The 25,476-nt window shown below is 72.5% G+C and carries 25 protein-coding genes and 1 pseudogene; 9 read left to right on the top strand and 17 right to left on the bottom strand.

Annotated elements, in window-relative coordinates:
- Nucleotides 1–6 precede the first annotated feature (6 nt).
- The 10 genes from tsaB to ACBR40_RS32670 all read right to left on the bottom strand — a co-directional run bounded on the left by tsaB (nucleotide 7) and on the right by ACBR40_RS32670 (nucleotide 8,977).
- The gene (gene tsaB / locus ACBR40_RS32625) at nucleotides 7–684 is read right to left on the bottom strand and encodes a tRNA (adenosine(37)-N6)-threonylcarbamoyltransferase complex dimerization subunit type 1 TsaB (RefSeq protein WP_344216718.1); all 678 of its coding nucleotides are present in this window, start codon (nucleotides 682–684) and stop codon (nucleotides 7–9) included.
- 48 nt (nucleotides 685–732) lie between these two features.
- A complete protein-coding gene (locus ACBR40_RS32630) occupies nucleotides 733–1,650 on the bottom strand; it encodes an aminoglycoside phosphotransferase family protein (protein WP_371251238.1) in 918 nt (305 codons plus the stop codon).
- Nucleotides 1,647–2,186: a class F sortase gene (locus tag ACBR40_RS32635; protein ID WP_344216714.1), complete on the bottom strand. Its 540-nt coding sequence runs from the start codon at nucleotides 2,184–2,186 to the stop codon at nucleotides 1,647–1,649. The genes ACBR40_RS32630 and ACBR40_RS32635 overlap by 4 nt, the downstream gene beginning before the upstream one ends.
- A 3-nt stretch (nucleotides 2,187–2,189) precedes the next feature.
- Complete coding sequence (locus tag ACBR40_RS32640) at nucleotides 2,190–2,852, bottom strand: hypothetical protein (RefSeq protein ID WP_371251239.1); 663 nt, start codon at nucleotides 2,850–2,852, stop codon at nucleotides 2,190–2,192.
- 159 nt (nucleotides 2,853–3,011) lie between these two features.
- Nucleotides 3,012–3,470: a tRNA (adenosine(37)-N6)-threonylcarbamoyltransferase complex ATPase subunit type 1 TsaE gene (gene tsaE, locus ACBR40_RS32645; protein WP_371251240.1), complete on the bottom strand. Its 459-nt coding sequence runs from the start codon at nucleotides 3,468–3,470 to the stop codon at nucleotides 3,012–3,014.
- Nucleotides 3,471–3,472: 2 nt separating this feature from the next.
- Nucleotides 3,473–4,522: an alpha/beta hydrolase gene (locus ACBR40_RS32650; protein ID WP_344216708.1), complete on the bottom strand. Its 1,050-nt coding sequence runs from the start codon at nucleotides 4,520–4,522 to the stop codon at nucleotides 3,473–3,475.
- A gap of 14 nt (nucleotides 4,523–4,536) precedes the next feature.
- Nucleotides 4,537–5,658 (bottom strand): alanine racemase, encoded by a 1,122-nt coding sequence (gene alr, locus ACBR40_RS32655; RefSeq protein ID WP_371251341.1) that lies wholly within the window; start codon nucleotides 5,656–5,658, stop codon nucleotides 4,537–4,539.
- A 59-nt stretch (nucleotides 5,659–5,717) separates the two neighbouring features.
- Nucleotides 5,718–7,181: an NAD(P)H-hydrate dehydratase gene (locus ACBR40_RS32660; protein WP_344216706.1), complete on the bottom strand. Its 1,464-nt coding sequence runs from the start codon at nucleotides 7,179–7,181 to the stop codon at nucleotides 5,718–5,720.
- 21 nt (nucleotides 7,182–7,202) lie between these two features.
- Nucleotides 7,203–7,553 carry a holo-ACP synthase gene (locus tag ACBR40_RS32665; protein ID WP_344216704.1) on the bottom strand — a complete coding sequence of 117 codons (351 nt, stop codon included), beginning with the start codon at nucleotides 7,551–7,553 and terminating at the stop codon, nucleotides 7,203–7,205.
- An 8-nt stretch (nucleotides 7,554–7,561) separates the two neighbouring features.
- Nucleotides 7,562–8,977: a PhoX family phosphatase gene (locus ACBR40_RS32670; RefSeq protein ID WP_371251241.1), complete on the bottom strand. Its 1,416-nt coding sequence runs from the start codon at nucleotides 8,975–8,977 to the stop codon at nucleotides 7,562–7,564.
- A 182-nt stretch (nucleotides 8,978–9,159) separates the two neighbouring features.
- Between ACBR40_RS32670 and coaA the strand changes: the two genes are divergently transcribed.
- Nucleotides 9,160–10,062, top strand: coding sequence for a type I pantothenate kinase (gene coaA, locus ACBR40_RS32675; protein ID WP_344217052.1), 903 nt, complete (start codon nucleotides 9,160–9,162; stop codon nucleotides 10,060–10,062).
- Here coaA and ACBR40_RS32680 read toward each other — a convergent pair.
- Nucleotides 10,034–10,171, bottom strand: a complete 138-nt coding sequence (locus ACBR40_RS32680) for a hypothetical protein (protein ID WP_329585474.1) — start codon at nucleotides 10,169–10,171, stop codon at nucleotides 10,034–10,036. The two genes, coaA and ACBR40_RS32680, sit on opposite strands and share 29 nt — an antisense overlap.
- A 75-nt stretch (nucleotides 10,172–10,246) precedes the next feature.
- Here ACBR40_RS32680 and ACBR40_RS32685 point away from each other — a divergent pair, with 75 nt between their 5' ends.
- Genes ACBR40_RS32685 through ACBR40_RS32700 form a run of 4 tightly spaced genes read left to right on the top strand, consistent with a single transcriptional unit; the run spans nucleotide 10,247 to nucleotide 13,889 of the window.
- Nucleotides 10,247–11,173 (top strand): DUF389 domain-containing protein, encoded by a 927-nt coding sequence (locus ACBR40_RS32685; protein WP_371251242.1) that lies wholly within the window; start codon nucleotides 10,247–10,249, stop codon nucleotides 11,171–11,173.
- Nucleotides 11,174–11,213: 40 nt separating this feature from the next.
- Nucleotides 11,214–12,122, top strand: coding sequence for an ABC transporter ATP-binding protein (locus ACBR40_RS32690; protein WP_344216698.1), 909 nt, complete (start codon nucleotides 11,214–11,216; stop codon nucleotides 12,120–12,122).
- Nucleotides 12,115–12,975 (top strand): ABC transporter permease, encoded by an 861-nt coding sequence (locus ACBR40_RS32695; RefSeq protein WP_344216696.1) that lies wholly within the window; start codon nucleotides 12,115–12,117, stop codon nucleotides 12,973–12,975. Before ACBR40_RS32690 ends, ACBR40_RS32695 begins: the two co-directional genes overlap by 8 nt.
- Nucleotides 12,972–13,889 (top strand): ABC transporter ATP-binding protein, encoded by a 918-nt coding sequence (locus ACBR40_RS32700; RefSeq protein ID WP_344216694.1) that lies wholly within the window; start codon nucleotides 12,972–12,974, stop codon nucleotides 13,887–13,889. The genes ACBR40_RS32695 and ACBR40_RS32700 overlap by 4 nt, the downstream gene beginning before the upstream one ends.
- Here the strand turns inward: ACBR40_RS32700 and ACBR40_RS32705 are convergent.
- Nucleotides 13,870–15,120: pseudogene (locus tag ACBR40_RS32705) on the bottom strand (RNA-guided endonuclease InsQ/TnpB family protein). The gene ACBR40_RS32700 and the pseudogene ACBR40_RS32705 overlap by 20 nt on opposite strands.
- Nucleotides 15,121–15,269: 149 nt before the next feature.
- Between ACBR40_RS32705 and ACBR40_RS32710 the strand changes: the two are divergent.
- Nucleotides 15,270–15,986, top strand: a complete 717-nt coding sequence (locus ACBR40_RS32710) for an ABC transporter permease subunit (RefSeq protein WP_344216692.1) — start codon at nucleotides 15,270–15,272, stop codon at nucleotides 15,984–15,986.
- Nucleotides 15,987–16,075: 89 nt separating this feature from the next.
- Here the strand turns inward: ACBR40_RS32710 and glmM are convergent, their stop codons facing one another.
- From glmM to rplM, 3 genes are read right to left on the bottom strand one after another with little or no spacing between them, the layout of a single operon-like run.
- On the bottom strand, nucleotides 16,076–17,425 hold the full coding sequence (gene glmM / locus ACBR40_RS32715) for a phosphoglucosamine mutase (protein ID WP_344216690.1): 1,350 nt from the start codon (nucleotides 17,423–17,425) through the stop codon (nucleotides 16,076–16,078).
- Between the two features lies 1 nt (nucleotide 17,426).
- Nucleotides 17,427–17,945 (bottom strand): 30S ribosomal protein S9, encoded by a 519-nt coding sequence (rpsI, locus tag ACBR40_RS32720; protein ID WP_329585493.1) that lies wholly within the window; start codon nucleotides 17,943–17,945, stop codon nucleotides 17,427–17,429.
- A 24-nt stretch (nucleotides 17,946–17,969) separates the two neighbouring features.
- Nucleotides 17,970–18,413 carry a 50S ribosomal protein L13 gene (gene rplM / locus ACBR40_RS32725; RefSeq protein WP_020542277.1) on the bottom strand — a complete coding sequence of 148 codons (444 nt, stop codon included), beginning with the start codon at nucleotides 18,411–18,413 and terminating at the stop codon, nucleotides 17,970–17,972.
- A 370-nt stretch (nucleotides 18,414–18,783) separates the two neighbouring features.
- Here rplM and ACBR40_RS32730 point away from each other — a divergent pair, with 370 nt between their 5' ends.
- The 3 genes from ACBR40_RS32730 to ACBR40_RS32740 all read left to right on the top strand — a co-directional run bounded on the left by ACBR40_RS32730 (nucleotide 18,784) and on the right by ACBR40_RS32740 (nucleotide 23,935).
- Complete coding sequence (locus ACBR40_RS32730; RefSeq protein WP_371251243.1) at nucleotides 18,784–19,491, top strand: CAP domain-containing protein; 708 nt, start codon at nucleotides 18,784–18,786, stop codon at nucleotides 19,489–19,491.
- A gap of 24 nt (nucleotides 19,492–19,515) precedes the next feature.
- Complete coding sequence (locus ACBR40_RS32735) at nucleotides 19,516–20,538, top strand: hypothetical protein (RefSeq protein ID WP_371251244.1); 1,023 nt, start codon at nucleotides 19,516–19,518, stop codon at nucleotides 20,536–20,538.
- 253 nt (nucleotides 20,539–20,791) lie between these two features.
- Nucleotides 20,792–23,935, top strand: a complete 3,144-nt coding sequence (locus ACBR40_RS32740) for a hypothetical protein (protein ID WP_371251245.1) — start codon at nucleotides 20,792–20,794, stop codon at nucleotides 23,933–23,935.
- On the opposite strand, the gene truA is transcribed toward ACBR40_RS32740, so the two are convergent.
- Nucleotides 23,900–24,799, bottom strand: a complete 900-nt coding sequence (gene truA, locus ACBR40_RS32745; RefSeq protein ID WP_371251246.1) for a tRNA pseudouridine(38-40) synthase TruA — start codon at nucleotides 24,797–24,799, stop codon at nucleotides 23,900–23,902. The genes ACBR40_RS32740 and truA overlap by 36 nt on opposite strands.
- A gap of 76 nt (nucleotides 24,800–24,875) precedes the next feature.
- Complete coding sequence (gene rplQ / locus ACBR40_RS32750) at nucleotides 24,876–25,439, bottom strand: 50S ribosomal protein L17 (protein ID WP_371251247.1); 564 nt, start codon at nucleotides 25,437–25,439, stop codon at nucleotides 24,876–24,878.
- Nucleotides 25,440–25,476 lie beyond the last annotated feature (37 nt).

Raw genomic sequence — 25,476 nt, forward strand, 5'->3', positions numbered from 1 at the left:
GCCGCCTCACGCCGTCGCCCGCCCGCTCTCGCCGGGCGCGAGCACCTTCTTCGGGGCGCCGGGCACGACGGCGTCGGGGCGCCGCAGGTAGATGGGGCGCGCCGGGTCGAGCGGGGCGCCGGCGGCCAGCCGTTCGACGGCGAGGGCGGCCAGCGATCCGGCGTACGGGTAGGGCGGCGCCTCGTGGCCCTTGCCCTCCAGCACGTCGCGGTAGAGGTCGGCGCCGGCGCCGATGACCGGCAGCCCGTCGGCGGGGACGTCGGCGGGCCGGTCGACGGCCGGCCCGTCGAGCCGGGTGCGCAGGTCGGCGTAGCGGGCCCAGAAGACCTCCTTGCGCCGCGCGTCGGTGGCGGCGAGGAACGGCTCGGTCAGGCCGCTGCCGTAGGCGAGCGCGTCGAGCGTGCAGACGCCGTACGCGGGCACGCCGAGCGTGGTCGCGAGCCCCTGCGCGGTCATGAGGCCGACGCGCAGCCCGGTGTAGGGGCCGGGGCCGCTGCCGGCGACGACGGCGGTCACGTCGCGGAGCGTCACGCGGGCCTCGGCCAGCACGAGCTCGATGGTGGGGGCGAGCAGTTCGCCGTGGCGCCGCGCGTCGATCGTCGTGTGCTCGGCGAGCACCCGCTCGCCGTCGTGGAGCGCGGCGGTGACGGCGGGTGTCGCGGTATCGAAAGCCAGGACCAGCACGACTGATTAGCCTACCCGCAGCGGACCGCGCACCCGCCCGTAACGCCGTCAGTCCCAGCCCGTACGCCGCCGCAGCCACTCCAGCGCGACCACGCCCTGCGCCCGCTGGAACTCCCGTACCGTCGCCAGCCCCGGCGGTGGCGGCTGCCGCGACTGCCGGGCCAGATATCCGGCCACCGCCGCGACCACGGCGGGCTCGGCGTCGGCGAACAGCTCCCACGGCGGCGGGCCGCCCTGCATCCCGACGGACGGCAGCATGCACAGCAGGTCGAACCAGGGCGCCGCCCGGCAGGCCCAGGGCCAGTCCACGACGAAGACGCGCTCGCCGGCCAGCAGGATGTTGTCGGCGCGCAGGTCACCGTGCGCGAGGCTGTCGCCGGCCGCGGCCGCCTCCCAGCCGGCCTCAAGCTCGGCCAGCTCGCCGAGGTGGCGCAGCGCCCACGGGTCGAGCCCGGCGGTGTCCTCACCGGTCAGCCTGCGCCAGCCGTGGAAGGAGTCGCCGAAGACCTCGGCGACCGTCGGCGCGTCGGCGACGGGCGAGGGGGTCAGCGCCCGCGACATCCGCGCGAGCGCATCGAGCACCCGGTCGAGCTGGTCGCGTCTCCAGGGCAGCTCGGGGTGCTCGCCCTCGACGTCCTCGAAGACCAGCGTCACCCAGCCGGCCAGCTCGAACCCGGTCAGCAGCCGGGGCACGGGCGCCGACTCCGGCAGGGCCGCGGCGATCCTGAGCTCGGCGCGGTAGATGGGCGGGGTGTCGGGGTTGGGCTCGGGCCCGACGGTCTTGACGAAGGCCCGCCGGCCGTGCTCGGTGCGCAGCCGTACGGCGGCCGCGGGCGAGAACCCGCCCTCCTGGGTGCGCGCCTCGATCACGCGCCCGCCGAGGAACTCCTCGACCGCGGCGCGGACCTCTTCAGGCACCCGCGACCAGGGCACCCGGCTGCCGCCGACGGCGGGAGGATGGCTCATGCACGGGAAGCGTAGACGATGACGTTGTCGAGGTACTCGCCACGCGCGCGATCGAACTCGCCGCCGCAGGTCACCAGCCTCAGCCCGTCCTCCAGGTAGACCCGCCTGGTGGGGAAGCTGTCCTTGTGCACCTGCTCGATCGAGTCGACCTTGTACGTCACCGTCTTGCCGTCGCTGCGCCGCACCTTGACGGTCTGGCCCTTGCGCAGGTCCCTGAGCTTGTAGAACACGGCGGGGGCGGTCTTGGTGTCGACATGGCCGATGATGACCGAGGCGCCCTTCTCGCCGGGCACGGCGCTGCCTTCGTACCAGCCGGCGGTCTTGGGCTTCTCGTACGGCGGCAGCTCGACGTCGCCGTTCTTGGCGAGGCCCAGCTTCATGAGCGGGGCCTCCAGGTCGATCGAGGGGATGTCGAGGCTCTCGGGCACGACGTTCGCGGCGGGCGTGGACGCCTCCTGTTGAGCGCCCTTGCCGAAGGCGAACAGCACCAGCCCCGTGACGACCCCCGCGACGACGACCCGTCCAGGTCGTGCCATCGTCTACCCCTTGCGCCGCTTGACCGCCCAGCCGATGCCACCCGCGAGGGCGAGACCGAGCAGCACGCCCGCCGGGCCGAAGGGGATGGAGGAGCCCTCGTCCACGTCCTTGGCGTACGTGCCGCCGCCGCCCGCGCGGGGCGCCCGGGTCGGGACGTGGGTGGGCAGCGCCTCGCCGGCCACGACGCGCAGCCGCGCGCTGCCGGCGTCGTTGGTGCCGTCGCACTTGACGCTGACGGTGTAGGTGCCGCGCGGGACCGTTCCTGAGACCTGCGCGGAGCCGCGCACCCAGGGCGAGCCGGCCGCCGAGCCGGTGGGGGTCGGGGAGCTGGCGCCGGAGGGCACGGGGTTGAGCGTGGCGCCGCTGACGAACGCCCGGGACGTGGCGGTGCCGGTGTGCGCCGGGCCGCCGGTGGGGACGGGGCAGTTGGCGAGGATCCACACGGTGTTGGTCTGGCCCGCGGTGACCCGGTCGGGGTTGAGCTGGACCTGGATCCTGGGCCGGGTGCCCGTGGGCGCGGGAGTGCCGGTGGCGCTGGATAACGGCGTGCCCGACGCCGTGGCCGTCGGGGTTGCCGTGGGTTCGGTCTCGGCCGAGGCTGTGCAGCCGGTCAGACCTACGATGACGAGAGCTCCCGCGTACGCGACACGCCTGACCCTGAGCACCGGCCGCACCCCACTTTGCCGTCCTGCCACCAGCATCCACCCAAATCGTGGATGTCGCCCTCCCTGATACCCAGAAATTCTGGGCGAATCCCTGCCAACGATCATGTCTTCGGCCGGGTACGTCAAGGGTGCCAGTTTTGCCAGGACGTGACCGGCGTTTTACCCTTCGAGCCGATCAATCGGCGTGTCGGCCCAACGCGGCCCCACGCCGCGCACGGTGAGCACGCGGGCCTCGTCGCCCGCCTCCCTGTCGATGTGGATCTCCAGCCGGTCGTCGGCCAGGCCCTCGACCAGCCCTTCGCCCCACTCGACGACGGTGACGGACTCCTCCAGCGAGGCGTCGAGGTCGAGGTCGTCGACCTCCAGGTCGCCGCCCAGCCGGTAGGCGTCGGCGTGCACGAGCGGCGGCCCCTGGCGCAGCGAGGGGTGCACCCGGGCGATGACGAACGTGGGCGAGGTGATCGGGCCGCGTACTTTGAGCCCTTCCGCGATGCCCTGCACCAGCGTGGTCTTGCCCGCGCCGAGCGGCCCGGACAGCACGATCAGGTCGCCGGCCCGCAGGTGGGCCGCCAGCCGGGCGCCGAACGCCCGCATGGCCTCGGCGGTCGCTGCTCTCATCGCTACAGCTCCACCCTCTTGGCCAGGTCGCGCAGCGCGTCGTTGACCACGCCGGGACGTTCGAGCTGGATCAGGTGCGAGGTGTCGGGCACCTCGGTCAGCTGGGCCTTGGGCAGCGCGGCCGCGATGGCCTTGCTGTGGTCGGGCGGGGTGAGCCAGTCGCCGTCGCCCACGAGGATCGCGGTGGGCACGGAGTCGAGCACGTCCAGCGCGGCCAGTTTGTCGTGGTTCATCAGGGCCGGGTAGAAGTCGGCGAAGACCTCGGTGGGGGTGGCCCTGATCATCGACTCGGCGAAGTCGACGACGGTGGGGCTGACGTTCTTCGCGTCGCCGAAGCCCATGTAGCGGGTGATGAGGAAGGCGATGTCGCTGCCGGCGCTGCGGGTGCGGTCGATGAGCGCGCCGCGCTTGCCCAGCATGGACACCGTGCCCGGCGCGAACTTGTGGACGACCTTGGACAGCATGGCCGGCAGGCCCAGCGTCAGCTCGGCCAGCTTGCCCGCCGAGGTCGCGAGCAGCGCCACGGCTCGGATCTTGTCACCGAACAGGCCGGGGTGGCGGTCGGCCAGCGCCATGATCGTCATGCCGCCCATGGAGTGGCCGACCAGCACGCACGGGCCGGGCACGAACTCCTCGATCACCTCGGCCAGGTCGTCGCCCAGCCGGTCGATCATGCTCTCGTCGGCCTGGGCGCGCTGCGAACGGCCGTGGGAGCGCTGGTCCCACAGCACCAGCCGGTAGTTCTCGCGCAGGTCCTTGCGCTGGTAGTGCCAGGACTCCAGGCTGAGGCAGTAGCCGTGGCAGAACACGATGGTCAGCGGCGCGTCGTCGGGGCCGTCGAGCTCGACGTGCAGCGCCACGCCGTCGGAGGTGATGTGCGTGCGCTCCCTGCCCCGCAGCTCGCCGAACGGCTCGCTGGCCTCGGTGTCGGGGCGGAGCCTGATCCGGCCGACCGCGTAGCGCTTGGCCATGGCCGCCGCCGCGACCCCCGCCGACGCCGCGCCGACGAGCGCGCCGGCGATCCCGAACCTGCGGCGTGTTGTCGTCGTCATCTCCCCGATCCTTCTCAAGCGCCCGTGTGGACCCGCGGCACCCGCGAGCCGATCCTGGTCACGATCTCATGCGTGATCGTGCCGAGGGTATCGGCCCACTCCTGAGCGGTCGGCTCGCCCCCGTCGCCCGGGCCGAACAGCACCACCTCGTCGCCGGCGGCGAGCAGGTCGTCACCTAGGTCGATCATGAACTGGTCCATGCACACGCGGCCCGCGACCCGCCTTCGCCGCCCGCCCGCGAGCACCTCGGCTCTTCCCGTGGCGTGCCGGAGTATGCCGTCGGCGTAGCCGAGAGGGACGAGCGCCAGGTGAGTCTCGCGTTCGGTGGTGTAGAGGTGGCCGTAGCTGACCCCGGAGTCCTGCGGGACGCGCTTGACCAGCGCGGCCTGCGCCACCAGGGTCATCGCCGGGCGCAGGCCGAAGCCGCCCTGCTCGGGGATCGGGCTGAGGCCGTACATCGCGATGCCCGGCCGGACCAGGTCGTAGCGGGCCTCGGGCAGCGTGAGCGCGCCGGCGGAGTTGGCGAGGTGCCTGATCACGTGGGAGCCGGCCGCGCCCGCCTGCTCGGCGAGCTTCAGCGCCGTCTGGTAGGCCTCCAGCTGCTGGTGCACGGACGGATGGCCGGGGATGTCGGCGCAGGCGAAGTGCGACCACAGGCCGACGATCTCGACGGCCGCCTCGGCCTGCAGCTCCAGCGCCCTGGCCAGCAGCCCCGGCCAGGCGGCCAGCGGAGCGCCGCCCCTGCTCATGCCGGTGTCGGCCTCCAGGTGCAGCCGGGCGGTGCGTCCGGTGCGGCGCGCGGCGGCGGCGATCTCGTCGAGCAGCCGCACGTCGGCGGCCGACAGCTCGACGTCGTGCGTCAGCGCCTCGTCGAGCGGCTCGCCCGGGGTGATGAGCCAGGCGAGGACGGGCGCGGTCACGCCGCCCGCGCGCAGCTCCAGCGCCTCCCTGACGAACGCGACGCCGAGGCGGCTCGCGCCGCCCTCCAGCACCGCGCGCGAACAGGGGACAAGGCCGTGCCCGTAGGCGTCGGCCTTGACGGCGCCCATCAGCTCGGCGCCCGTGCGCTCCTTGAGCAGGGCGACGTTGTGCCTGATGGCGGCCAGGTCGACGCGTGCCTCCGCGGGCGTGGCCATCGAGGAGTACATCCTCCCAGTGTGGCAGCTCACGGGCGTGGTCGAGCGCGTTTTTCACCTCAGGCGCCCCCGGCCGTCACCGCCCGGATGGCGGCGGGAACGGCCGTGGTGACGTCCGCGGCGGCCAGCGGAGCGCCGTCGGCGGCCAGCCGGCCGGCCAGCCCGTGCAGATAGGCCGCGCACGACCCCGCGTCGTACGCCCCGAGCCCCTGGGCCAGCAGCGAGCCCGCCACGCCCGACAGCACGTCGCCGGTGCCGCCGGTGGCCAGCCAGGAGGTGCCGGTCGGGTTGACCCGGACCGGCCTGGACTCCTCGGCCACGACCGTGGTCGAGCCCTTGAGCAGCACGGTCACGCCCAGCTCCGCCGCCGCCGCGCGGGCGTGCTCCAGCCGTGCCGCCTCGATGTCCGCGCGCTCGGCCCCGATCAGCCTGGCCAGCTCGCCGGCGTGCGGGGTGATCAGCGTGGGCGCGGCGCGGCGCAGCAGCGAGCGGTCCCGCGCGACCACGGTCAGCCCGTCGGCGTCCACGAGCACCGGCAGGCCGGTGCCGAGCACCTGGGCGGCCAGCTCGTGCGCCCAGTCGCCGGTGCCGAGGCCCGGCCCGAGCACCCACGCCTGCACCCTGCCGACGTCCTCGATGGTCGGCCGGTCGAGCGTGGTGATCACGGCCTCCGGCCAGGCGGCGCGCACCTGCGCCACGGGCTCGGCCGGGCCGGCGTAGCGGACCATCCCGGCCCCGGCGCGCAGCGCCCCGCCGACGGCCAGCACGGCCGCGCCGGTGTAGAGGTCGCTGCCGGCCAGCACGCCGAGCACTCCCCTGCGGTATTTGTCGGACTCGTTGCCGGGGCGCGGCAGCAGGTCGTCCACGTCGCCGCCGGTGAGCGCGGCCACGTCGGGGTCGGGCAGGCAGGGGCCGAGCCCGATGTCCACCAGCTCGACCCGGCCGGCGTACCCGGCTCCTGGATCGACCAGCAGCCCGGTCTTGATCGCGCCCATGGTCACGGTCACCTGGGCGCGCACGGCCGCGCCCTCGACCCGGCCGGTGCTCGCGTCCACGCCGCTCGGCACGTCCACGGCGACGACGGGGGCGCGGGCCGCGTTCGCCTGCTCGGCCAGCGCCGCGTACGGCTCCCGCAGCGCCCCCGACGCCCCGATCCCGACCAGCCCGTCCATGACGAGGTCGGCCCGCGTGAGCGCGTCCGGCCCGGCTGAGGGCCCGGCTGCCCGCCCGCCGGCCCGCAGCAGCGCGGCCAGCCCCTCCTCGTGCGTCTTCGACCCGGCGAGGATGGCCTCCACCCGCGCCCCGCGCCGCGCCAGCCGCTCGCCCGCGTAGAGCGCGTCGCCGCCGTTGTCGCCGCTGCCGACGAGCAGCACGACCCGGCTGCCGTACACGCGGCCGAGCAGCCCCGCGCAGGCGGCGGCGAGCCCGGCGGCGGCCCGCTGCATGAGCGTGCCGGGCGGCAGCCCGGCCATGAGGACGTGCTCGGCGGCGCGGATCTGGTCGGCGGTGTAGGCGGTGCGCATGATCCGAAGCTATCCCCCGCGCTAGCCCTCGGCGATCACGTAGGCCACGGCCACGCCCGCGTCGTGGCTGAGCGAGACGTGCCAGCGCTTGACGCCCAGCTCGTACGCCACCTCGGCCACCCGCCCGGTCACCCGCAGCTCGGGCCGGCCCAGCTCGCCGCGGCACACCTCGGCCTCCCGGTGCCCGAGCCCCCGGGGCGCGCCCAGCGCCTTGGCCACGGCCTCCTTGGCGGCGAACCTGGCGGCCAGCGACCGCGCGGGCAGCGTCTGCTCGTTCTCGGTGAACAGCCGCTCGCGCAGGCTCGGGGTGCGTTCGAGCGCCTGCTCGAAGCGGGAGATGTCCACCACGTCCACGCCGATGCCCAGGATCATGGCGTCCATTAGAACAGCCCGCGCTCCCAGGGCCCCCAGATGGCGAACGACCTGCCCTGTTTGGCCTGCACGTTGACGAACAGCGTGTGCCCGCCGGGCCCGAAGGTGCTGCCCGCGAACTCGGCCCCGGGGTCGCCGGCGATCGGCGCGAGCCGGCAGAAGTCGAAGAGTTTCCCTGCCTTGGTCAGCCCGCGCAGGTAGTTGTCGCCGTCGCCGTCCTCGCACAGGACGAGCGTGCCGCGCCTGCTCACCGTGATGTTGTCGGGCAGGTCGAGGACCGACGCGCGCGGCGACTCGTAGACCAGCCTGAGCGTGCCGCTCCAGGTCTCGTACGCCCACACCTGGCCGCGCCCCTTGCCGAACCCGTCGGGCATGGGGTCGGCCGGCGAGGTGTCGCCGCCCTGCGTGGAGACGAAGTAGACCACGCCCTGGTGGAAGACCGCGCCCTCCAGCCTGGCGAAGATCGCCGCGCCCTTGGCCCGGCCCTGGCGGCCGACGGCCTGGACCGCCTCGTCGTAGGCGGGCCGGCCGCGGAAGGCGGGGTCGGGGTCGTCGATGTCCACCCACGTGGTGGCGTACGCGGCCCCGGGCCGCTGCCCCAGGGACAGGTCGGCGCGCTCGGTTTCGGCGACGGCCAGCATCTGCAGCCGCCCGCCGTCGAGCAGCTTGCCGGCCAGCACCGGGTGCTTGGGCGGCAGGTAGCGGTAGAACCCGGACGGATGGGCGAAGTTGTCCTCGGTGAGGTAGAGGGCGCCCGAGGAGGGGTCGAAGGCGGCCGACTCATGCGCGAACCGGCCGGCCGCCCGGATGGGCCTGGCCGTGGCGGCGCGGTTGAGCGGCACCTCGAAGATGTAGCCGTGCTTCTGGGTGAGCCTGGCGTTGCCCTCGCCGCCGGGCGCGTCGGCCACGTCGGGGCCGTTGACGGTCTCCTCGCAGCTCACCCAGGCCCGCCAGGCCATGGGCCCGCCCGAGCAGTTCATCATGGTGCCGGTGAGCGACGGGGTTGCCCTGATGACCTCGCCCTGGCGGGTGACGCGGAGGGTGGAGGTGCCGCCCCCGGCCATCGGGTCGTAGGCGCGCTCGCGGTCGCCGAACGCGCCGACCGCGCCGCCGACCTCGTGGTTGCGTACGAGGATCACGCTGTCGCCGGGCCCGGAGAAGGCGGCCATGCCGTCGTGCCGGCCGGGCACCTCGCCGCCGTCGCTGAACTTCTCGCCCGCGGCGCTGAACGAGCGGTAGCGGAAGCCCTCGGGCAGGTGCAGGCGCACCTTGCCGTCACGCAGGTCGCGGGCCGGGCGCAGCGGGCCGTAACCGCTGGGGGCGGCCTGGGCGCCGCCCTGCCGTCCCGCGCAGGCGACCCCGGCGAACGGCCCGGCGACGACGCCGGCGGCGGTCATGGCGGTGAGGAAACGGCGACGGTCCACGCAACGAGAGGCTAGCCGCCTCCCAACCCTTGCATAACGATTTCGTCGAATCGATCATCGTTCCCCGAACTGGCTCTCGATAATCCCCATCTTTTATCCACAGGCTGTGGACGCGGAACCAGGGGCCGCCCATGATCTCCCTTGTGGCGCATCGCTACGCTGCCTAGGTGAACAACGGCTACGTGGAACTGAGCAGGGAGCAGTGGAGCGAGCTCCGCAAGAACACGCCCTTGACTCTCACCGCCGAAGAGCTGGAAGAGCTGCGCGGTCTGGACGACCCCATCGACCTGACCGAGGTCACGGACATCTATCTTCCGCTGACCCGGCTGCTCAACCTGCACTTCACCGGATCCAAGCAACGCAGCAGCGTGCTGAGCGCGTTCCTCGGCCATCCCGAGACGCGCGTGCCGTACATCCTGGGCATCGCCGGGAGCGTCGCGGTGGGCAAGTCCACCACGGCGCGGCTGCTGCACACGCTGCTGGCCCGCTGGCCCGAGCATCCGCGCGTGGAGCTGGTCACCACCGACAGCTTCCTCCACCCCAACGCGGTGCTGGAGGCCAAGGGGATCATGCACCGCAAGGGGTTCCCCGAGAGCTATGACCGGCGGGCGCTGGTCAGGTTCGTGGCGGAGGTCAAGGCGGGGGCTGCCGAGGTGCGGGCGCCCGTCTACAGCCACCTTGAGTACGACATCGTCCCCGGCGCGGTCCAGACCGTGAAAAATCCCGACATCCTGATCATCGAAGGACTCAACGTCCTCCAGCCCGCCCCGCCCACCTCCCTCGCCGTCAACGACTACTTCGACTTCTCCATCTACGTCGACGCCAAGGTGGAGAGCATCCGCACCTGGTACGTCGAACGCTTCCACAAGCTGCGCCGCACCGCCTTCGAGGACCCGAAGTCGTACTTCCGGCACATCGCCGAGCTCTCCCACGACGAGGCCACCGCCTTCGCCGTGAACGTCTGGCGCGACATCAACGAGCGCAACCTGGTCGAGAACATCGCCCCCACCCGGGGCCGGGCCGACCTCGTGCTGAAGAAGGGCGTCGACCACGCGGTCAGGCGGGTACGGCTTCGCCGGACCTGAACGCCACCTCCTCGAACAGGTAGAGGGCGAACCTGCCCCCGCACTCCTGGTCGTCGAGATCGGCGAACCAGCACTCTTCGCCGTGTTCGTGGCATCTGTACCGGATCATGGCAGGGAGCTTCCGGCATAGGTATCAAAACCCCGTCAACGTCCGATCGACGCCACGATCGATCACAATGGGCTCGTGCTGCATCTGCGACTGATCAGCCCGGCCGGCCGCACCGACGAGGTGACGGCGGTGCTGGAGGACTGCCCCGGCGTCACCAACATCGTGGTCCTGACCGGCGCGGGCCGCGTCCCCAAGGGTGACGTCATCCTCTGCGACGCGGCCCGCGAGTCGGCCAACGAAGTGATCGGCCGCCTCGGCTGGCTGAGGAGCGAGGGCTCGATCGCGGCCGAGCAGGTCGACCTGTCGCTGTCCGAGGTCGCCGACGAGGCGGTCGAGGAGGCGCCCGGCCATCCCGACGACGCGGTCATCTGGGAGGAGCTGGCGCAGCGGGTGTCGGCCGACTCCCGTGTGACGTGGGCGTACCTCACCTTCTTCGTCATCGCCACCATGCTGTCGGGCATCGGCGTGCTGCAGAACTCGCCGATCCTCATGGTCGGCGCGATGGTGCTCGGGCCCGAGTTCGGCGCGATCGCCGCCATCTGCTTCGGCCTGCTCCACCGGCACTGGCACCTCATCGTCACGTCCCTGCGCACGCTGGTCGTCGGCTTCCTGGTGGCCATCTTCGTCACCTTCGCCTGCGCGCTGGTCATCCACCTGCTCGGCTGGATCGACATCGGCAATCTGCAGAGCAACGCCGAGGTGCAGTTCATCGTCAAGCCCGACCGGTGGTCGTTCATCGTGGCGCTGCTGGCGGGCGCGGCCGGGGTGCTGTCGGTCACCGCGGGCAAGTCCTCGGCCCTGATCGGCGTGTTCATCTCGGTCACCACGGTTCCCGCGGCCGGCTACGCCGCCGTGGCCCTGGCGCTGGCCGACTGGGAGGAGGTCGCGGGCTCGGTGTCCCAGCTCGCGGTCAACATCCTCGGCATGGTCATCGCGGGCACCGTCACCCTGCAGATCCAGCGCAGATTCTGGCCTCAAGTAGGACGACGTTCATCCGTTTGACCGACGCCACGGCACGGGCCGCCCAGGTAGGGTCCGGCTCATGCACATCCTCGCCACCGAGGGGCTGACCAAACGTTTCCCCACCGTCACCGCGGTCGACCAGCTCACGGTCACCGTCGGGCCCGGCGTCACCGGGCTGGTGGGGGCCAACGGCGCGGGCAAGTCGACGCTGATCAAGATCCTGCTCGGCCTGCTGCCGCCCACCAGCGGCACGGCCCGCGTACTCGACCTGGACGTCACCTCCCAGGGCGCCGGGATCCGCAGGCTCGTCGGTTACATGCCCGAGCACGAATGCCTGCCCCCCGACGTCTCCGCCACCGAGCTGGTGGTCCACCTCGCCCAGATGTCCGGGCTGCCGCGCACGGCCGCCCGCGAGCGCGCCGCCGACGTGCTGCGCCACGTCGGCCTCGCCGAAGAGCGCTACCGCCCGATCGGCGGCTACTCCACCGGCATGAAGCAGCGGGTCAAGCTGGCCCAGGCGCTCGTCCACGACCCCAAGGTGGTCTTCCTGGACGAGCCCACCAACGGCCTCGACCCGCGCGGCCGCGACGAGATGCTGGCGCTCGTCCGGCGCATCGGCACCGAGTTCGGCATCAGCGTGGTGGTCACCTCCCACCTGCTGGGCGAGCTCGAACGCATCTGCGACCACGTCGTGGTCATCGACGCGGGGCGGCTGCTGCGCTCGTCGGCCATCGGCGAGTTCACCCAGACCACGCGGACCGTCACGGTCGAGGTCGACGAGGGCATGGACGCGCTGGCCGCCCGCCTGTCCGAGGCCGGGCACACCGTCTCGCCGCAGGGGCGGCTGCTGGTGGTGGAGGTGGTGGGGCCGGAGACGTACGACGCCGTCCGCGACGCCGCCGCCGACCTCGACCTGTGCCTGATCCGGCTGGAGCAGGGCCGCCACCGCATCGAGGACGTCTTCAGGGAGGAGGTGGCGCATGTCTGAGATCTACGACATCGGCTACCGCCACTACGACGGGCCCCGGCTCGGCCGCGCCCACTCGTTCCGGGCGCTGGCCGTGCACAGCCTGCGCGGGATCTTCGGCCTCGGCCGCCCGGCGCGCAGCAAGATCGTGCCGTTCGCGCTGTTCGCCATCATGCTGATGCCCGCCGTCGTGAGCATCGCCCTCATGGCGCTGCTCAAGGAGCGCGGCATCGCCTACAGCGCGTACGCGGTGATCATGCAGGCCGTCGTGGCGATCTTCCTGGCCTCGCAGTCGCCCACCGTGGTCGCCCCCGACCTGCGCCACCGCGTGCTCCCGCTCTACCTGTCGCGGCCGGTCTCGGTCACCGACTACGTGGTCGCCAAGGTCGCGGCCATGACCGTGGCGGTGTTCCTGCTCGTCGCGGCGCCCCTCACCCTCATCTTCGTGGGCGAGGTGGTCGTGGACCTGCCGGGCGACCTGGCCACCGGCGAGTACGCCGGCTCGGTCCTCATGGCGCTGGCGCTGGCGCTGCTGCTGGCCGCGTTCGGGCTTGCGCTGGCCTCGTTCACGCCCCGGCGCGGGCTCGGCGTGGCCTCGGTGATGGTCGTCTACCTGCTGTCGTCCGCGTCCGTGCCCATCGTCTACGGCGCCTTCTACTCGACCGGCAACGAGGCCGCGGCCTCCTGGGCGGCGCTGCTCAACCCGTTCTGGCTGGTCGACTCCGTACAGTCCTGGTTGTTCGGCACCCCGTCGCACTTCATCGACGAGGCTCCCTACCCCAGCGGCCCCGCCTCGCTGGCGGTCCTCGTCCTGCTGATCGCCGCCGGCCTCGGCGCGCTCGCGCTGCGCTACCGGAAGGCGGCCGCCCGATGAAGATCGAGCTCTCCCAGGTGTCGCGCTGGTACGGCAACGTCGTCGCCGTCAACGACGTGACGATGACGATCGGCCCCGGCGTCACCGGCCTGCTCGGCCCCAACGGCGCCGGCAAGTCGACGCTCCTGCACATGATGGCGGGCTTCCTGGCCCCCTCGGGCGGCACGGTCACGCTCAACGGCGACCGCGTCTGGAAGAACCACCAGATTTACCGAAATATCGGACTGGTCCCCGAGCGTGAGGGCGTCTACGGCTTCCTCACCGGCTGGCAGTTCGTCCTGTCCGCCGCCCGGCTGCACGGCCTGTCCGACCCCGAGGAGGCCGCCCGCAAGGCCCTCGCCACGGTCGAGATGGAGGAGCCGAAGGACCGGCGGGTGGAGACGTACTCGAAGGGCATGCGCCAGCGCGTCAAGGTCGCCGCCGCGCTCGTCCACGACCCGCCCGTGCTGCTGCTGGACGAGCCGTTCAACGGCATGGACCCGCGCCAGCGGCTGCACCTCATGGACCTGATCCGGGCCATGGGCACGGCCGGCAAGACCATCCTGTTCAGCTCGCACATCCTGGAGGAGGTCGAGCGCGTCGCCCAGCACATCGAGGTGCTGGTCTCCGGCCGCCACGCCGCCTCCGGCGACTTCCGCGACATCCGACGGCTCATGACCGACCGCCCCCACCTGTTCATGATCCGCTCCAGCGACGACAGGAAGCTCGCCGCCGCCCTCATCCGCGACCCCTCGGCCGGCGGCATCACGCTGCGCCCCGACGGCCTGGAGGTCCAGGCGACCGAGTTCCGGCGCTTCGCCCGCCTGCTGCCCAAGCTCGCCCAGGCCGAAGGCGTCCGCCTGCACCAGGTCTCCCCCGCCGACGAGGACCTGGAGAGCGTCTTCTCGTACCTGATCAACAGGAGCACCGGTTGACATCCTCCCCCTCTTGAACGAGGGAGAGTCCGACCGTCGCCGGTCGGTCTTCCTGCTTCACCGCCGATCGCCCGCCCGAGAGGAGGACTCCCGCTTGAGGTCTTACACCAGCTCCACAGGCGTTTCAGCTCTCCGCCAGCCCGGCGGCGAGCACGTTCTGGGCCGCGTTCACCTCCCGGTCATGGACCGCACCGCACGCACAGACCCACACCCGGACGCTCAACGGCATCTTCTCCTGCAGGGCCCCGCAGACCGAGCACAACTTGGAGGAGGGAAAGAAGCGGTCCACGACCGCCAGCGTGCGGCGGTACCAGTCCGTCTTGTACTCCAGCTGGCGCCGCAGCTCCCGCCAGCCGGCATCGGAGATGGCGCGGGCCAGCGCATGGTTCTTGAGCAGGTTGCGGATGGCCAGGTCCTCCACGGCGATCACTTGATTTTCGCGTACCAGCCGTGTGGTGACCTTGTGCAGGTAGTCGCGCCTGCGGTCGGCGATCCGGGCGTAGATCTTCGCCACGCGCAGCCGGGCCTTGGCCCGGTTGTTCGATCCCTTCTGTTTGCGGGCCAGCGCCCGCTGTGCCTTGACCACCCTGCGCCGCTCACGACGCTCATGACGCGGATTGGCGATCTTCTCGCCGCACGCCAGCGTGAGCAGGGCGGTGAGGCCCGCGTCCAGGCCCGTCGACCGCTCGACCGGCGGCAAAGGCGCGATCTTCTCCTCCACCAGCAGGGACACGAACCACCGCCCGGCCGGGTCCCTGGACACGGTGACCGTGGACGGCTCGGCCCCCTCGGGCAGCGGACGCGACCACACGATGTCCAGCGGCGCGCCCATCTTGGCCAAGGTGAGCCGCCCGTCACGCCAGCGGAACCCAGAGCGGGTGTATTCGGCCGACGCCCGCGACCGCTTCTTGCTCTTGAACGTTGGATACTTCGCGCGGCGGGCGAAGAAGTTCGCGAACGCCGCCTGCAGATGCCGCAGCGTCTGCTGCAACGGCACCGACGACACCTCACACAAGAACGCCAGCTCCGGCGTCTTCTTCCACGCCGTCAGCGCGGCCGACGACTCCGCGTAGGAGACGCCGCGGCCTTCCAGCGTGTAGGCGCGGGTCCGCTCCTCCAGCGCCTTGTTGTAGACCAGGCGCACACAGCCGAACGTCCGCACAAGCTCCTCGGCCTGCTCAGGGGTCGGGTAGAAGCGGTACTTGTAGGCCCGCTTCACCAGCTGCGCCACCCCTCGATCCTAGATGCGAGATCAGCCGAGCACCGGACGATCCCGAAAGACGGCGGTCCGCCTGACGGCGCACCGCCTGCTCCTGCCCCGCTCCGCAGGAGTCCGATTCCTCCCCCGCCTGAAGGCGGGGGTCTCCTCGGAGGTTCTCGATGAACACCGTCGTCGCGGCCATCACCTACCGCGCCCTGCTCGGGCGGCGGCGGATCGTGCTGCTCCTGCTGCTGCCCCTCGCCCTGATCGCGCTCGCGGTGCTGTTCAAGCTGGTCGGCGAGAGCGACCAGCGCACCACCGTCCTGCTGCTGCAGAGCTTCGCGCTCAGCACCATGCTGCCGCTGCTCGGCCTCATCGCCGGCACCGGCGTCATCGCCCCCGAGATCGACGACGGCACGATCATCCACCTGATGTCCAAGCCGATCTCCCGCCCGGTCATCATCCGGACGAAGTTCGTGGTGGCCGTCTCGCTGCTGGCGCTGTTCGCGACGGTGCCGACGTACGTCGCCGGCTGGCTGCTCGTCGGGAACGAGGCCGGCATCGCGGCCGGGTTCGCCGTCGGCGCCCTGGTGGCGGGCATCGCCTACGCGGCGCTCTTCCTGCTGCTCGGCGTCGTCACCCGGCACGCGGTCACGATCGGCGTCATCTACGCCCTGGTCTGGGAGAGCCTCGTGGGCAACCTCGTCCCGGGCGCCCGCCGCTTCTCCATCCAGGCGTGGGGGCAGTCCGTCGCCGGCCAGATCACCGACTCCCCGTTCTTCCGTACGGACGTCACCCTGGGCTTCGCCGTCCCCGCCCTGATCGTCGTCACCCTCGCCGGCGTCTTCTGGGCAGGCCGCCGCCTACGCGTCTATTCCTTGACCGGAGACGAATAACCGCGGCACTCCTGGGCAGAGCGATGGGACCAGGGGTACGAGAAGGGCCCACGGGGAGCGCTCCCCGTGGGCCCTTCTTCTTTCGTCGCTCAGGTGCCGCAGGCTCTGCGGACCACGTCCGCGAGGCGGTTGGCCACCTGGGTGGCGTGCTCCTCCGACGCGGCCTCGACCATGACCCTGATCATCGGCTCGGTGCCGCTCGGCCGGATCAGCACCCGGCCGGTCTCCCCCAGCTCCGCCTCGGCCGCCCGCACGGCGGCCGTCAGCTCGTCGGCGCCGGCCTTGGCCTTGTCGACGTCCTTGACGTTGATGAGGATCTGCGGCAGCGGCGTCATCACCGCGGCCAGCTCCTTCAGCGGCACGCCCGTCTTCGCCACCACGCCCAGCAGGTGGAGCGAGGTGAGCAGGCCGTCGCCGGTGGTGGCGTGGTCCAGCATGATGACGTGGCCCGACTGCTCGCCGCCGAGGTTGTAGCCGTCGGACTTCATGCGTTCGAGCACGTAGCGGTCGCCCACCGCGGTCTCCACCACGGAGATGCCCGCCTCGCGCATCGCCAGCTTGAAGCCCAGGTTGGACATCACGGTCGCGACCACGGTGTCCTTGGCCAGCAGGCCCTCGTCGTGCATGGCGCCGGCCAGGATCGCCATGATCCGGTCGCCGTCCACGATCTCGCCCGTGTGATCGACGGCGAGGCAGCGGTCGGCGTCGCCGTCGTAGGCCACGCCCAGGTCCGCGCCGCGCGAGACGACCACCTGGCGGACCCGGTCGAGGTGGGTGGAGCCGTAGCCGTCGTTGATGTTGAGGCCGTCGGGGCGGGCCCCGATGGCCTCGACGCGGGCGCCGGCCCGCACCAGCGCCTCCGGAGCCACCATGTGGGCGGCGCCGTGGGCGCAGTCGACGACCACGCTGAGCCCGTCGAGCGGGTGGTTCATCGTGGTCAGCACGTGCGAGATGTAACGGTCGGCCTCACCGTAGGCGTCACGCACCCGGCCCACGCCGGAGCCGACGGGGAAGCCCCACTCCTCGCCGAGCCGCCGCTCGATCTCGTCCTCGACCGCGTCGGACAGCTTGAAGCCGCCGCGGGCCAGGAACTTGATGCCGTTGTCCGGCGCCGCGTTGTGCGAGGCCGACAACATGACGCCGAGGTCGGCGCCGAGCGCGGCCGTGAGGTGGGCGACGGCGGGCGTGGGCAGCACCCCGAGCCGCAGCACGTCCACCCCGGACGCCGCGAGGCCGGCGACCACGGCGGCCTCGAGGAACTCCCCCGAGGCGCGCGGGTCCCGGCCCACCACCGCCACCGGATGACGCCCGGTGGCGGCGAACGCGCCTGCATCGCCGAGGACGTGGGCCGCCGCCACGGACAGATCCATGGCGAGCTGGGCCGTGAGGTCGCGGCCCGCGACCCCTCGTACCCCGTCGGTGCCGAAAAGGCGCGCCAATTTAGCGCTTGCTGTACTGCGGAGCCTTGCGGGCCTTCTTGAGGCCGTACTTCTTCCGCTCCGTGGCGCGGGCGTCACGGGTGAGGAAGCCGGCCTTCTTCAGCGGCGGCCGGTTGACCTCGACGTCCAGGATCGCCAGCGCGCGGGACAGGCCCATGCGCAGCGCGCCGGCCTGGCCGGTCACGCCGCCGCCGTCGATGCGGGCGATGACGTCGAACGCCTCCTCGGCGCCGAGCACGACGAACGGCTCGTTGACGATCTGCTGGTGGACCTTGTTCGGGAAGTAGACGTCCAGCGAACGGCCGTTGATCGTCCACTTGCCGGTGCCGGGAACGATGCGCACGCGGGCGATCGCCTCCTTGCGGCGACCGGTGCCGTACGAGTTGCCCGTGGTGACGGGCTTACGCACAGGCGCGTCAGCGCTGGCGGTGGACTCGGTGGTGTACTCGGAAGGGAAGTCCTCGCCGGAGTATTCCTCCAGCTCGGCCTCGACCGTCTCGACACCGGTGGGCTCAGCCACGGTTCTCCTCTAAATCTTTCGCTACTACTGGGCGATCTGGGTGATCTGGAACGGCACGGGCTTCTGGGCCTGGTGCGGGTGCTCGGCGCCCGCGTAGACCTTCAGCTTCTTGGCCATCTTCCGGCCGAGGGAGTTCTTCGGCAGCATGCCCTTGACGGCCTTCTCGACGGCCTTGTCGGGCCGCTTCTCCATGAGCTCGCCGTACGAGACGGAACGCAGACCGCCCGGGTAGCCCGAGTGGCGGTACGCCTTCTTCTGCTCAAGCTTGTTGCCGCTCAGCGCGATCTTGTCCGCGTTGATGACGATGACGAAGTCACCGGTGTCGACGTGGTTGGCGAAGATCGGCTTGTGCTTGCCGCGGAGCAGGGTCGCGACGTGGCTGGCCAGCCGGCCCAGCACGACATCGGTCGCGTCGATGACGTACCACTGACGCTGGACGTCGGCGGGCTTCGGTGAGTACGTGCGCACGGTCGTAGCCTTCTTTATGCTCGCGTCTTCGGCGCTGTCGGATGCGACAGCCGCATTGGTCGGTCGGTGCGGGCACACGGCAGCCCGGACCTTCCGTCTCCTCGCTACGGGAGATGACGCCGGACGCGCCGCGCATTGGTCACGCAGGACCTATGCACACAACGAACGATTAGGTTACCCGCCCACCTGTCTGCAGGTCAAAAGACCGGTACCCGCGGAAGAGTCTACCCGACTCAGAACGGTTCGATTTCGTTTCCCTGGGACCCCTTCTTTCCCACGACCTTTCATCCCTATCGTTGTTTGCGGTATGTGGCAGACCTCTCACACCCGGCCATCCCAGCGGGGCGCTCGGCGCCGGAGCCATCTGGGTGTGTTGACCTGCCTCATGTTCGCCGTGCTGTTCACGGGGGTGCTGATCGGTCGATTGACGGATGATCCGGCGGCGGACCCCCACATCTACCTCAACGGCACCGCCCCGCCCGCCGCGGCCACGGCCAACCCCGCGCCGACCGTGGAGAAGAAGGCGTACCAGCAGCTCGAAAGCATCCCGCGCGAGGTCACGACCAACCGGCTCCCGGGCGGCGCGACCCCCAAGCCCACCGCCTCGCGCACCGACGGCCAGATCCCCGGCTCCTTCGACAGCCAGGGCGACCCCACCCAGGTGCTCGGCGGCGACCAGGACGCCGAGGTGGCGCTCATCCCCGGCCTCGCGGGCCGCGTCGTCACGCTCACGAACGCGGCCAGGGCGCGGCGCGGCTGCGGGCCGCTGCGGGTGGACTCGGGGCTGACCCGCTCGGCGCGTACGCACGCGCTGGAGATGGCCCGTACCGGCCGGCTCACCCACAACTCCCCCGGCGGCGACTCCCCCTGGGACCGCATGGAGCGCGCCGGATACCGCTACGGCGCCGCCGAGAACATCGGCGCCGGCTACAGCACGGCCGAGGAGGCGGTGCGCGGCTGGCTCGACAGCCCCGACCACCGCAGGAACATCCTCGACTGCGGCCTGAGGGCCATCGGCGTGGGCGTCGCGTCCGGCCCCGACGGCCCTTGGTGGACCCAGGACTTCGGAACTCAGTGAGCCACGTCGCGGTAATGTCGCCGCATGGGTTTTCCCGAGCAGCCTGAGAACGCCCAGGAGCGCGCCCCTCGCCGGTCCCGCCGCGCTCGCCCCTTCGACGACGCCGCACCCGCGCAGCAACCGGCCCCCGGCGCCCCTGGTGGAGCCCCCGGTGCTCCCGGCGGTCCCGGCGGCCCCGGTGCCTTCGGCGGTCCCGGTGCTTTCGGCACCCCTGGCGGCCCTGACGGCCCCGGCATTCCTGGCGCGCCCGGCGCGGAGGCCGCCGGCGACCCCGCTCCTGGCGCGGCCACGCAGGTCAACAGCAGGATCGGCTGGAGCCCCTACGACGAGGGGCCGCGCTCACGCGCGCCGCTGTGGTTCGCGATCGGCGGCGTGCTGGTGCTCGGCGCGCTCGGCGGCGGCATCGCCATGATGTGGAACGCGGGCGGCCCCACCAGCGCCGAGACCGCCGAGCCGCAGCGCACCTCGGCCCCGCTGCCGTCCGTGCCGCCCGGCAAGTACGGCTACGCCGAGAACCGCTTGACCGACCCCGACCCCATCTCGGTCAAGGAGGTCTTCGGCAAGAAGCGGAAGTTCACCACGTCCGGCCGCGGCTACGAGATGACGATCACCAGCAAGGACAAGAAGTGCACCGACGGCGCGCTCGGCGACAAGCTGCAGAAGGCGCTCAAAGCCGCCAAGTGCACGCAATTCGTCCGGGCGAGCTTCCGCGACAAGGCGGGCACGGTGATCGGCACGGTCGGCCTGGCCAACCTCTCGACCGGCAAGAACGCCGGCAAGGTGGCCAAGGTCGGCGACGCGAGCAACTACGTGAAGCCGCTGACCGGTAAGGACAGTGTCACCAAGTTTCTAGGGTCGGGCAGCGGCGGGGCGCGGATCTGGACGCACGGCCACTATGCGGTCCTCGTCTGGTTCCAGAACAAGAACGGCACCAAGCCCGACGCCAAGGGACAAAAGCGCATTTCACAGGCAATTGACGACATCACGAAGGCGACAGTCTTCAAGGCTCTGGACAACCGGACGCTGACCGGCAGCCCGTTGACGTAACCCGTCTTCTGCCGTCTTAACCCCCCAAACGGGATGCCCACTGCCTCTGGGAACGCCCATACCGACGTAACGATCTCGCCTCTCTCGCTAGGCTCCCCCTATGCGTGGTCAGGAACCCGGGTCTGAACACGATCGCAAGGGCACCGGCAACACTGCCCGACCTGCGACGCCGCCGCCTAGCTTCGGCCAGACCAACGGGCGAGCCCAACCGCCGGCGCCCGCCTCCCCAGCGGAGGAGCCCGGCGACGAGACCGTGTCCGTCGTCCCCCCGATCCTCGGGTCCGTACCCACCGAGCCGCCGTCGGGGGCAGAGGGCGCCGTACAGCCGTGGGAGGTGCCGACGGACGCCGGCACACCGTACGACTGGTACGCCGACCACGCCGACGCCGACCCCCCGTCCCACACCCCCCGCCACCCCGCGCCACCCCCACCCCACTCCACCCCCGGCGCCACCCCACCCGGCCCCGGCCCCATGCAGCCCGGTCACGGCCCTGCGCAGCCCGGCTACGGCACCGCTCACCCCAGCGCTGACGCCCCCCAGCCCGGCTACGGCACCGCGCACCCCAGCGCTGACACCGCCCAGCCCGACCACGGCCTCGCGCACCCCGGCCACGGCCTCGCGCAACCTGGCCACGGCCTCGCGCAACCCGGCCATGGCGCCACTCACCTCGGCTCCGACCAGACTCATCCCGGCCTGAACCAGCCCCACCCTGGTGCCGCGCCCCCCGGCCCCGGCGCCCAGCCGCCCTCCGGCTACGGCGCCCAGCCGCCCTCCGGCTACGGTCGCTCGCCCCACTCCGGCGCCAACCCGTACCCCGCGCCCTCCCAGGCCGCCGACGTTCCTCAACACCCGCCGACGGTGCCGTACCCGGCCCAGCCACACGCCGCCCCGCACCCAAGCGGCCCGTACACGGGACAGCAGGCCGGCGACCCCCGAACCGTCCATCCGCAGCCCACAAGCGGCCCGCACACCACCCAACCGCCCGCGATGGGGCAGGCCCCCGGCGCGGAGACCGCACACCCGCACGTCAGCGGCCCGCAGCCCATCCCCCCGTACGCCGCTTCTCCGGGTGGCACCGGACCGCACGCCGTTACCCCTCACGCTGCTTCCCCGCACGCCACTTTTCCAGGCGGCACCGAGGCACACGCCACTTCCCCGCACACCGCGTTCCCGGATGGCGCTGAGCCGCACGCCGCTTCCCCTTACGTCGGCTCTCCGGACGCCGCTTCTCAGCAGGCCCCTGTCCCGCAGCCTGGGCAGCCGTCCGCCGACACCCCGTGGGTCGGGCCGCTCCAGGCGGACCTCCAGGGCGTGATCGGCCACCAGCCCGCCGAGGGTGCCCCCTGGCCGTCCGCCACCCCGGCGTCCGACGGCCGTCCCGCCCCGCAGCAGCCGACCGCGCAGGACCCGCCGTCCTGGCCCGTGAACCCCGGCGTACCCGGTGCGCCCCCGTGGGAGCCGCCTCCCGCCTTCACCGCCGCAGCGGCGGGCATGCCCGTATGGCCGGCCCCGCCCTCGGACCCGCACGCCATGCCCCCGTGGCCCGCGGCCACCGGCGAGCTGGTGGCCGAGCCCGACGAGCCTCAGCCCACCGCCTTCGACGCCAACGCCACCGACCCGGAGGGCACCGTTCGCCCACCCCACAGTTCCGCCGCGCCCACCCCGGACCAGCCCCAGGTACCGAGCCACCCACAACAAGGCCCCAGCGGTCCGCAGGGCCCGGGCCACGCGCAAGGACCGAGCCACCTGCAGCAAGGCCCCAGCGGCCCACAAGGCCCGGGTCACGTACAAGGGCCGAGCCACCCGCAGGGCCCGGGCCACGTACAAGGGCTGAGTGACCCGCAAGGGCCGAGCGGCCCGCACCCCGTCCAGCGCCCCGCCGGCCTCTCGCAGCCCGCCACCGGGCTCACCGCCTACCCCGCCACCACCGCCCCGGGCATCTCCACGCCCGGCCCAGGCGCCCCGCCGCCCGCGAGCCAGAACGCCTCCGCGCCCGGACACCCCGCCTCTCCCGACGGCACCGACCCGGACGCCACCCGTCCCGGCGCTGTCCCCGTTCCTCAGGAAGGTCCTCACCGGCACCCCTCCGACGACGCCCAGCAGGGCGCGACGCCGGACGAGGACCCGCGACGGCACAGCGGCGGCCACGCGATCCCCCTCTCCGCCCCCGTGGCCGAGGCCGTGGACACCCGCCCTGCCGAGCAGCGGCAACCGTCGGACGCGCCCCTGCCGCCCCAGCCGGCCGCCCCCTCCGGAGCACCCGCGTCTCCTCACGGCGCCACGCCGCCCGAGGACACCGGCACCCCGGACGACGACCAGCCGCCCGCCACCCCCTTCGATCCGAACGCCCCCACCCCCGTCCGCCCAGCGGAGCCCGGCGACGTCCCCGTCTGGCCGCCGCTCCCGCCGCTCCCGCCGGGCGCGACGGACGCGACGGGCGCGACGGCCCCGCAGCGGATCCCCGACCTCCCCTTCTCCCGCGACACCTGGGGCCAGCGCCAGTCCACCAGCCTGGACCTGCCGACCCCGCCCCACGGCCTGGCGGTCACCACGGCGGGCAAGGGCACGGCCGGAGGCGGCCCGGCGTTCCCGCCGGGGGCGTTCAAGCAGGCCCCGTTCCAGATCCCGCCCCCACCCCCGCCCCCCTCGGGCGGCGGGAAGCGGGCGCTGCTGGTCACCCTGGGCGCCCTCGCCCTGGTCGGCGTCGCCACCGGCGGTTTCTTCGCCTATCAGGCGGTGAGCGACCCGGCCCCCACCACGGCCGCCGCCCGCACCGGCCCCCCGTCCGGCCAGGACGGGCAAGGTCAGGGGCAGGGCCAGGGCCAGCCCCAGCAGACCGCCGTCACCAGCGACGGCCCCGGCGCGTCCGTTCTCGACTCGGAGCAGAGCGACCCGCAGAAGCTGTCGCTGTCGGAGGCGTTCCCGAAGAAGAAGGTGAGCGCGGCGGGCACGACGTTCAAACGGGTCAAGGCCGGCATGGAGACGACCTGCGACAAGGCCGCCACCGGCGCCTTCGCCGACGCGCTGAAGGCGCAGAGCTGCACCCGCGTCCTCCGCGCCACCTACGTGGACAGCAAGAAGCGCTACGCGGTCACCACGGGCATCGCGGTCCTGCCGACCAAGGAAGCCGCCACCGCCGTCGACCAGACGAAGGACCTCGGGAAGAACGTCTGGTTCCGCCCGCTGCCCGGCCCCAAGGGCTCGGGCGGCGATCGGGTGCAGATCGCCGGCGGGTACGCGGCCGGCCTCGTCTGGGGCCGCTACATCGTCTTCAGCTACGCCACGTACGCCGACGGCCGCACCCCGGCCGACAACGAGAAGACGCTGCCGAAGGTCAGCGGCGCCTTCCGCGACGAGACCTCACTCGTCCTGGAGCGCCGCGTCACCGGCGGCTGAGGCCGCGTCGCCGGGGACCGGCAGGGTGCGCACCCGCCGCGTGGCCGCCGCCCGCGCGGCGAGCTCGGCGTCCGGCGGGTAGCCCACCTCCTCCAGGCACAGCCCGTGGGCGGGCGCGACGTGCACGCCCGAGTCGCGTACGGCCCGGACCAGCACCTGTCCGGGCCACTCCACCGGCCGCCGCCCGTCGCCGGCCGCCAGCAGCGACCCGACCAGCGCCCGCACCATCGAGTGGCAGAACGCGTCGGCCACGACGGTGGCCACCAGCACGCCGCCGGGCTCGCGCACCCAGTCGAGCCGCCGCAGCTCCCGGATGGTCGTGGCGCCCTCGCGCTTCTTGCAGAAGGCCGCGAAGTCGTGCTCGCCGAGCAGCCGGGCCGCGGCCGCGTTGAGCGCGTCGAGGTCGAGGGGGCGGTTGTGCCAGACGATCTCGTGCCGCCGCAGCGGGTCCACTCCGCCCACCGTGTCGCACACCCGGTACGCGTACCGCCGGAACGTCGCCGAGAACCGTGCGTCAAAGCCCTCAGGAGCCACGCTGACGCGATGAACCCGTACATCGAGGGGCAGAACCCCACCCAGCCGCCGAACGAGCGCAGCGAGCCGCTCCGCCGTGCCGAGCGGTCCCCGGTTGCCGTCCAGCTCGGCGAGGGCGTCGTCCGGCACGTCCAGATGGGCGACCTGGCCGCGGGCGTGCACGCCGGCGTCCGTCCGCCCGGCCACGGTCAGCGTCGCGGGCTCGCCGAGGCGCAGGATCCGGCCGAGCGCCTGTTCGAGCTCGCCCTGGACGGTACGCCGCCCGGGCTGCCGGGCCCAGCCGGAGAACTCGCTCCCGTCGTACGCGAGGTCGAGGCGGAGCCGTACCACGATGAATCCCCCTGAGAGAGCAAAGGGCCCGGCCCCCCGTGGAGGGGTCCGGGCCCGATACGTCCTGCCTGAAAGATCAGGCTTCGTCCTTCTTCTCCGCGTCCTTCTTCTCCGCGTCGCCGGCGCCCTCGGCGGCCTGAGCCTCCGGAGCCTCGGCGGTCTCGGCCTTGGGCTCCTCGGCGGCGTCGGCCTCGGCGGCCTCGGACTTCGGGGCCTCCTCGGTCGCCGGAGCGGCGGCCGGGGCGGCGGGAGCCTCGGTGCGGCGGGTCGTGACGGCGTTCAGCGGCTCGGTCACCAGCTCGATGATCGCCATGGGGGCGTTGTCGCCCTTACGCGGACCGATCTTGGTGATCCGGGTGTAGCCACCGGGACGCTCGGCGAACGTCGTCGCGATCTCGGTGAAGAGGTGGTGAACGACGCCCTTGTCCCTGACGACGGTCAGGACCTGGCGACGGTTGTGGATGTCGCCCTTCTTCGCCTTGGTGATCAGGCGCTCCGCGACCGGACGCAGGCGCTTGGCCTTCGCGACCGTCGTACGGATCTTGCCGTGCCGGAACAGGTCCGTCGCCAGGTTGGCCAGGATCAGCCGCTCGTGCGCCGGGCTGCCGCCAAGACGGGCACCCTTGGTGGGCTTGGGCATGGGATTCTCTCCTCGGAGTCAACCCGCCCCGGCCGTG

Source organism: Nonomuraea sp. AD125B, from assembly GCF_041402765.1.
GTDB classification, from domain to species: Bacteria; Actinomycetota; Actinomycetes; order Streptosporangiales; family Streptosporangiaceae; genus Nonomuraea; species Nonomuraea bangladeshensis.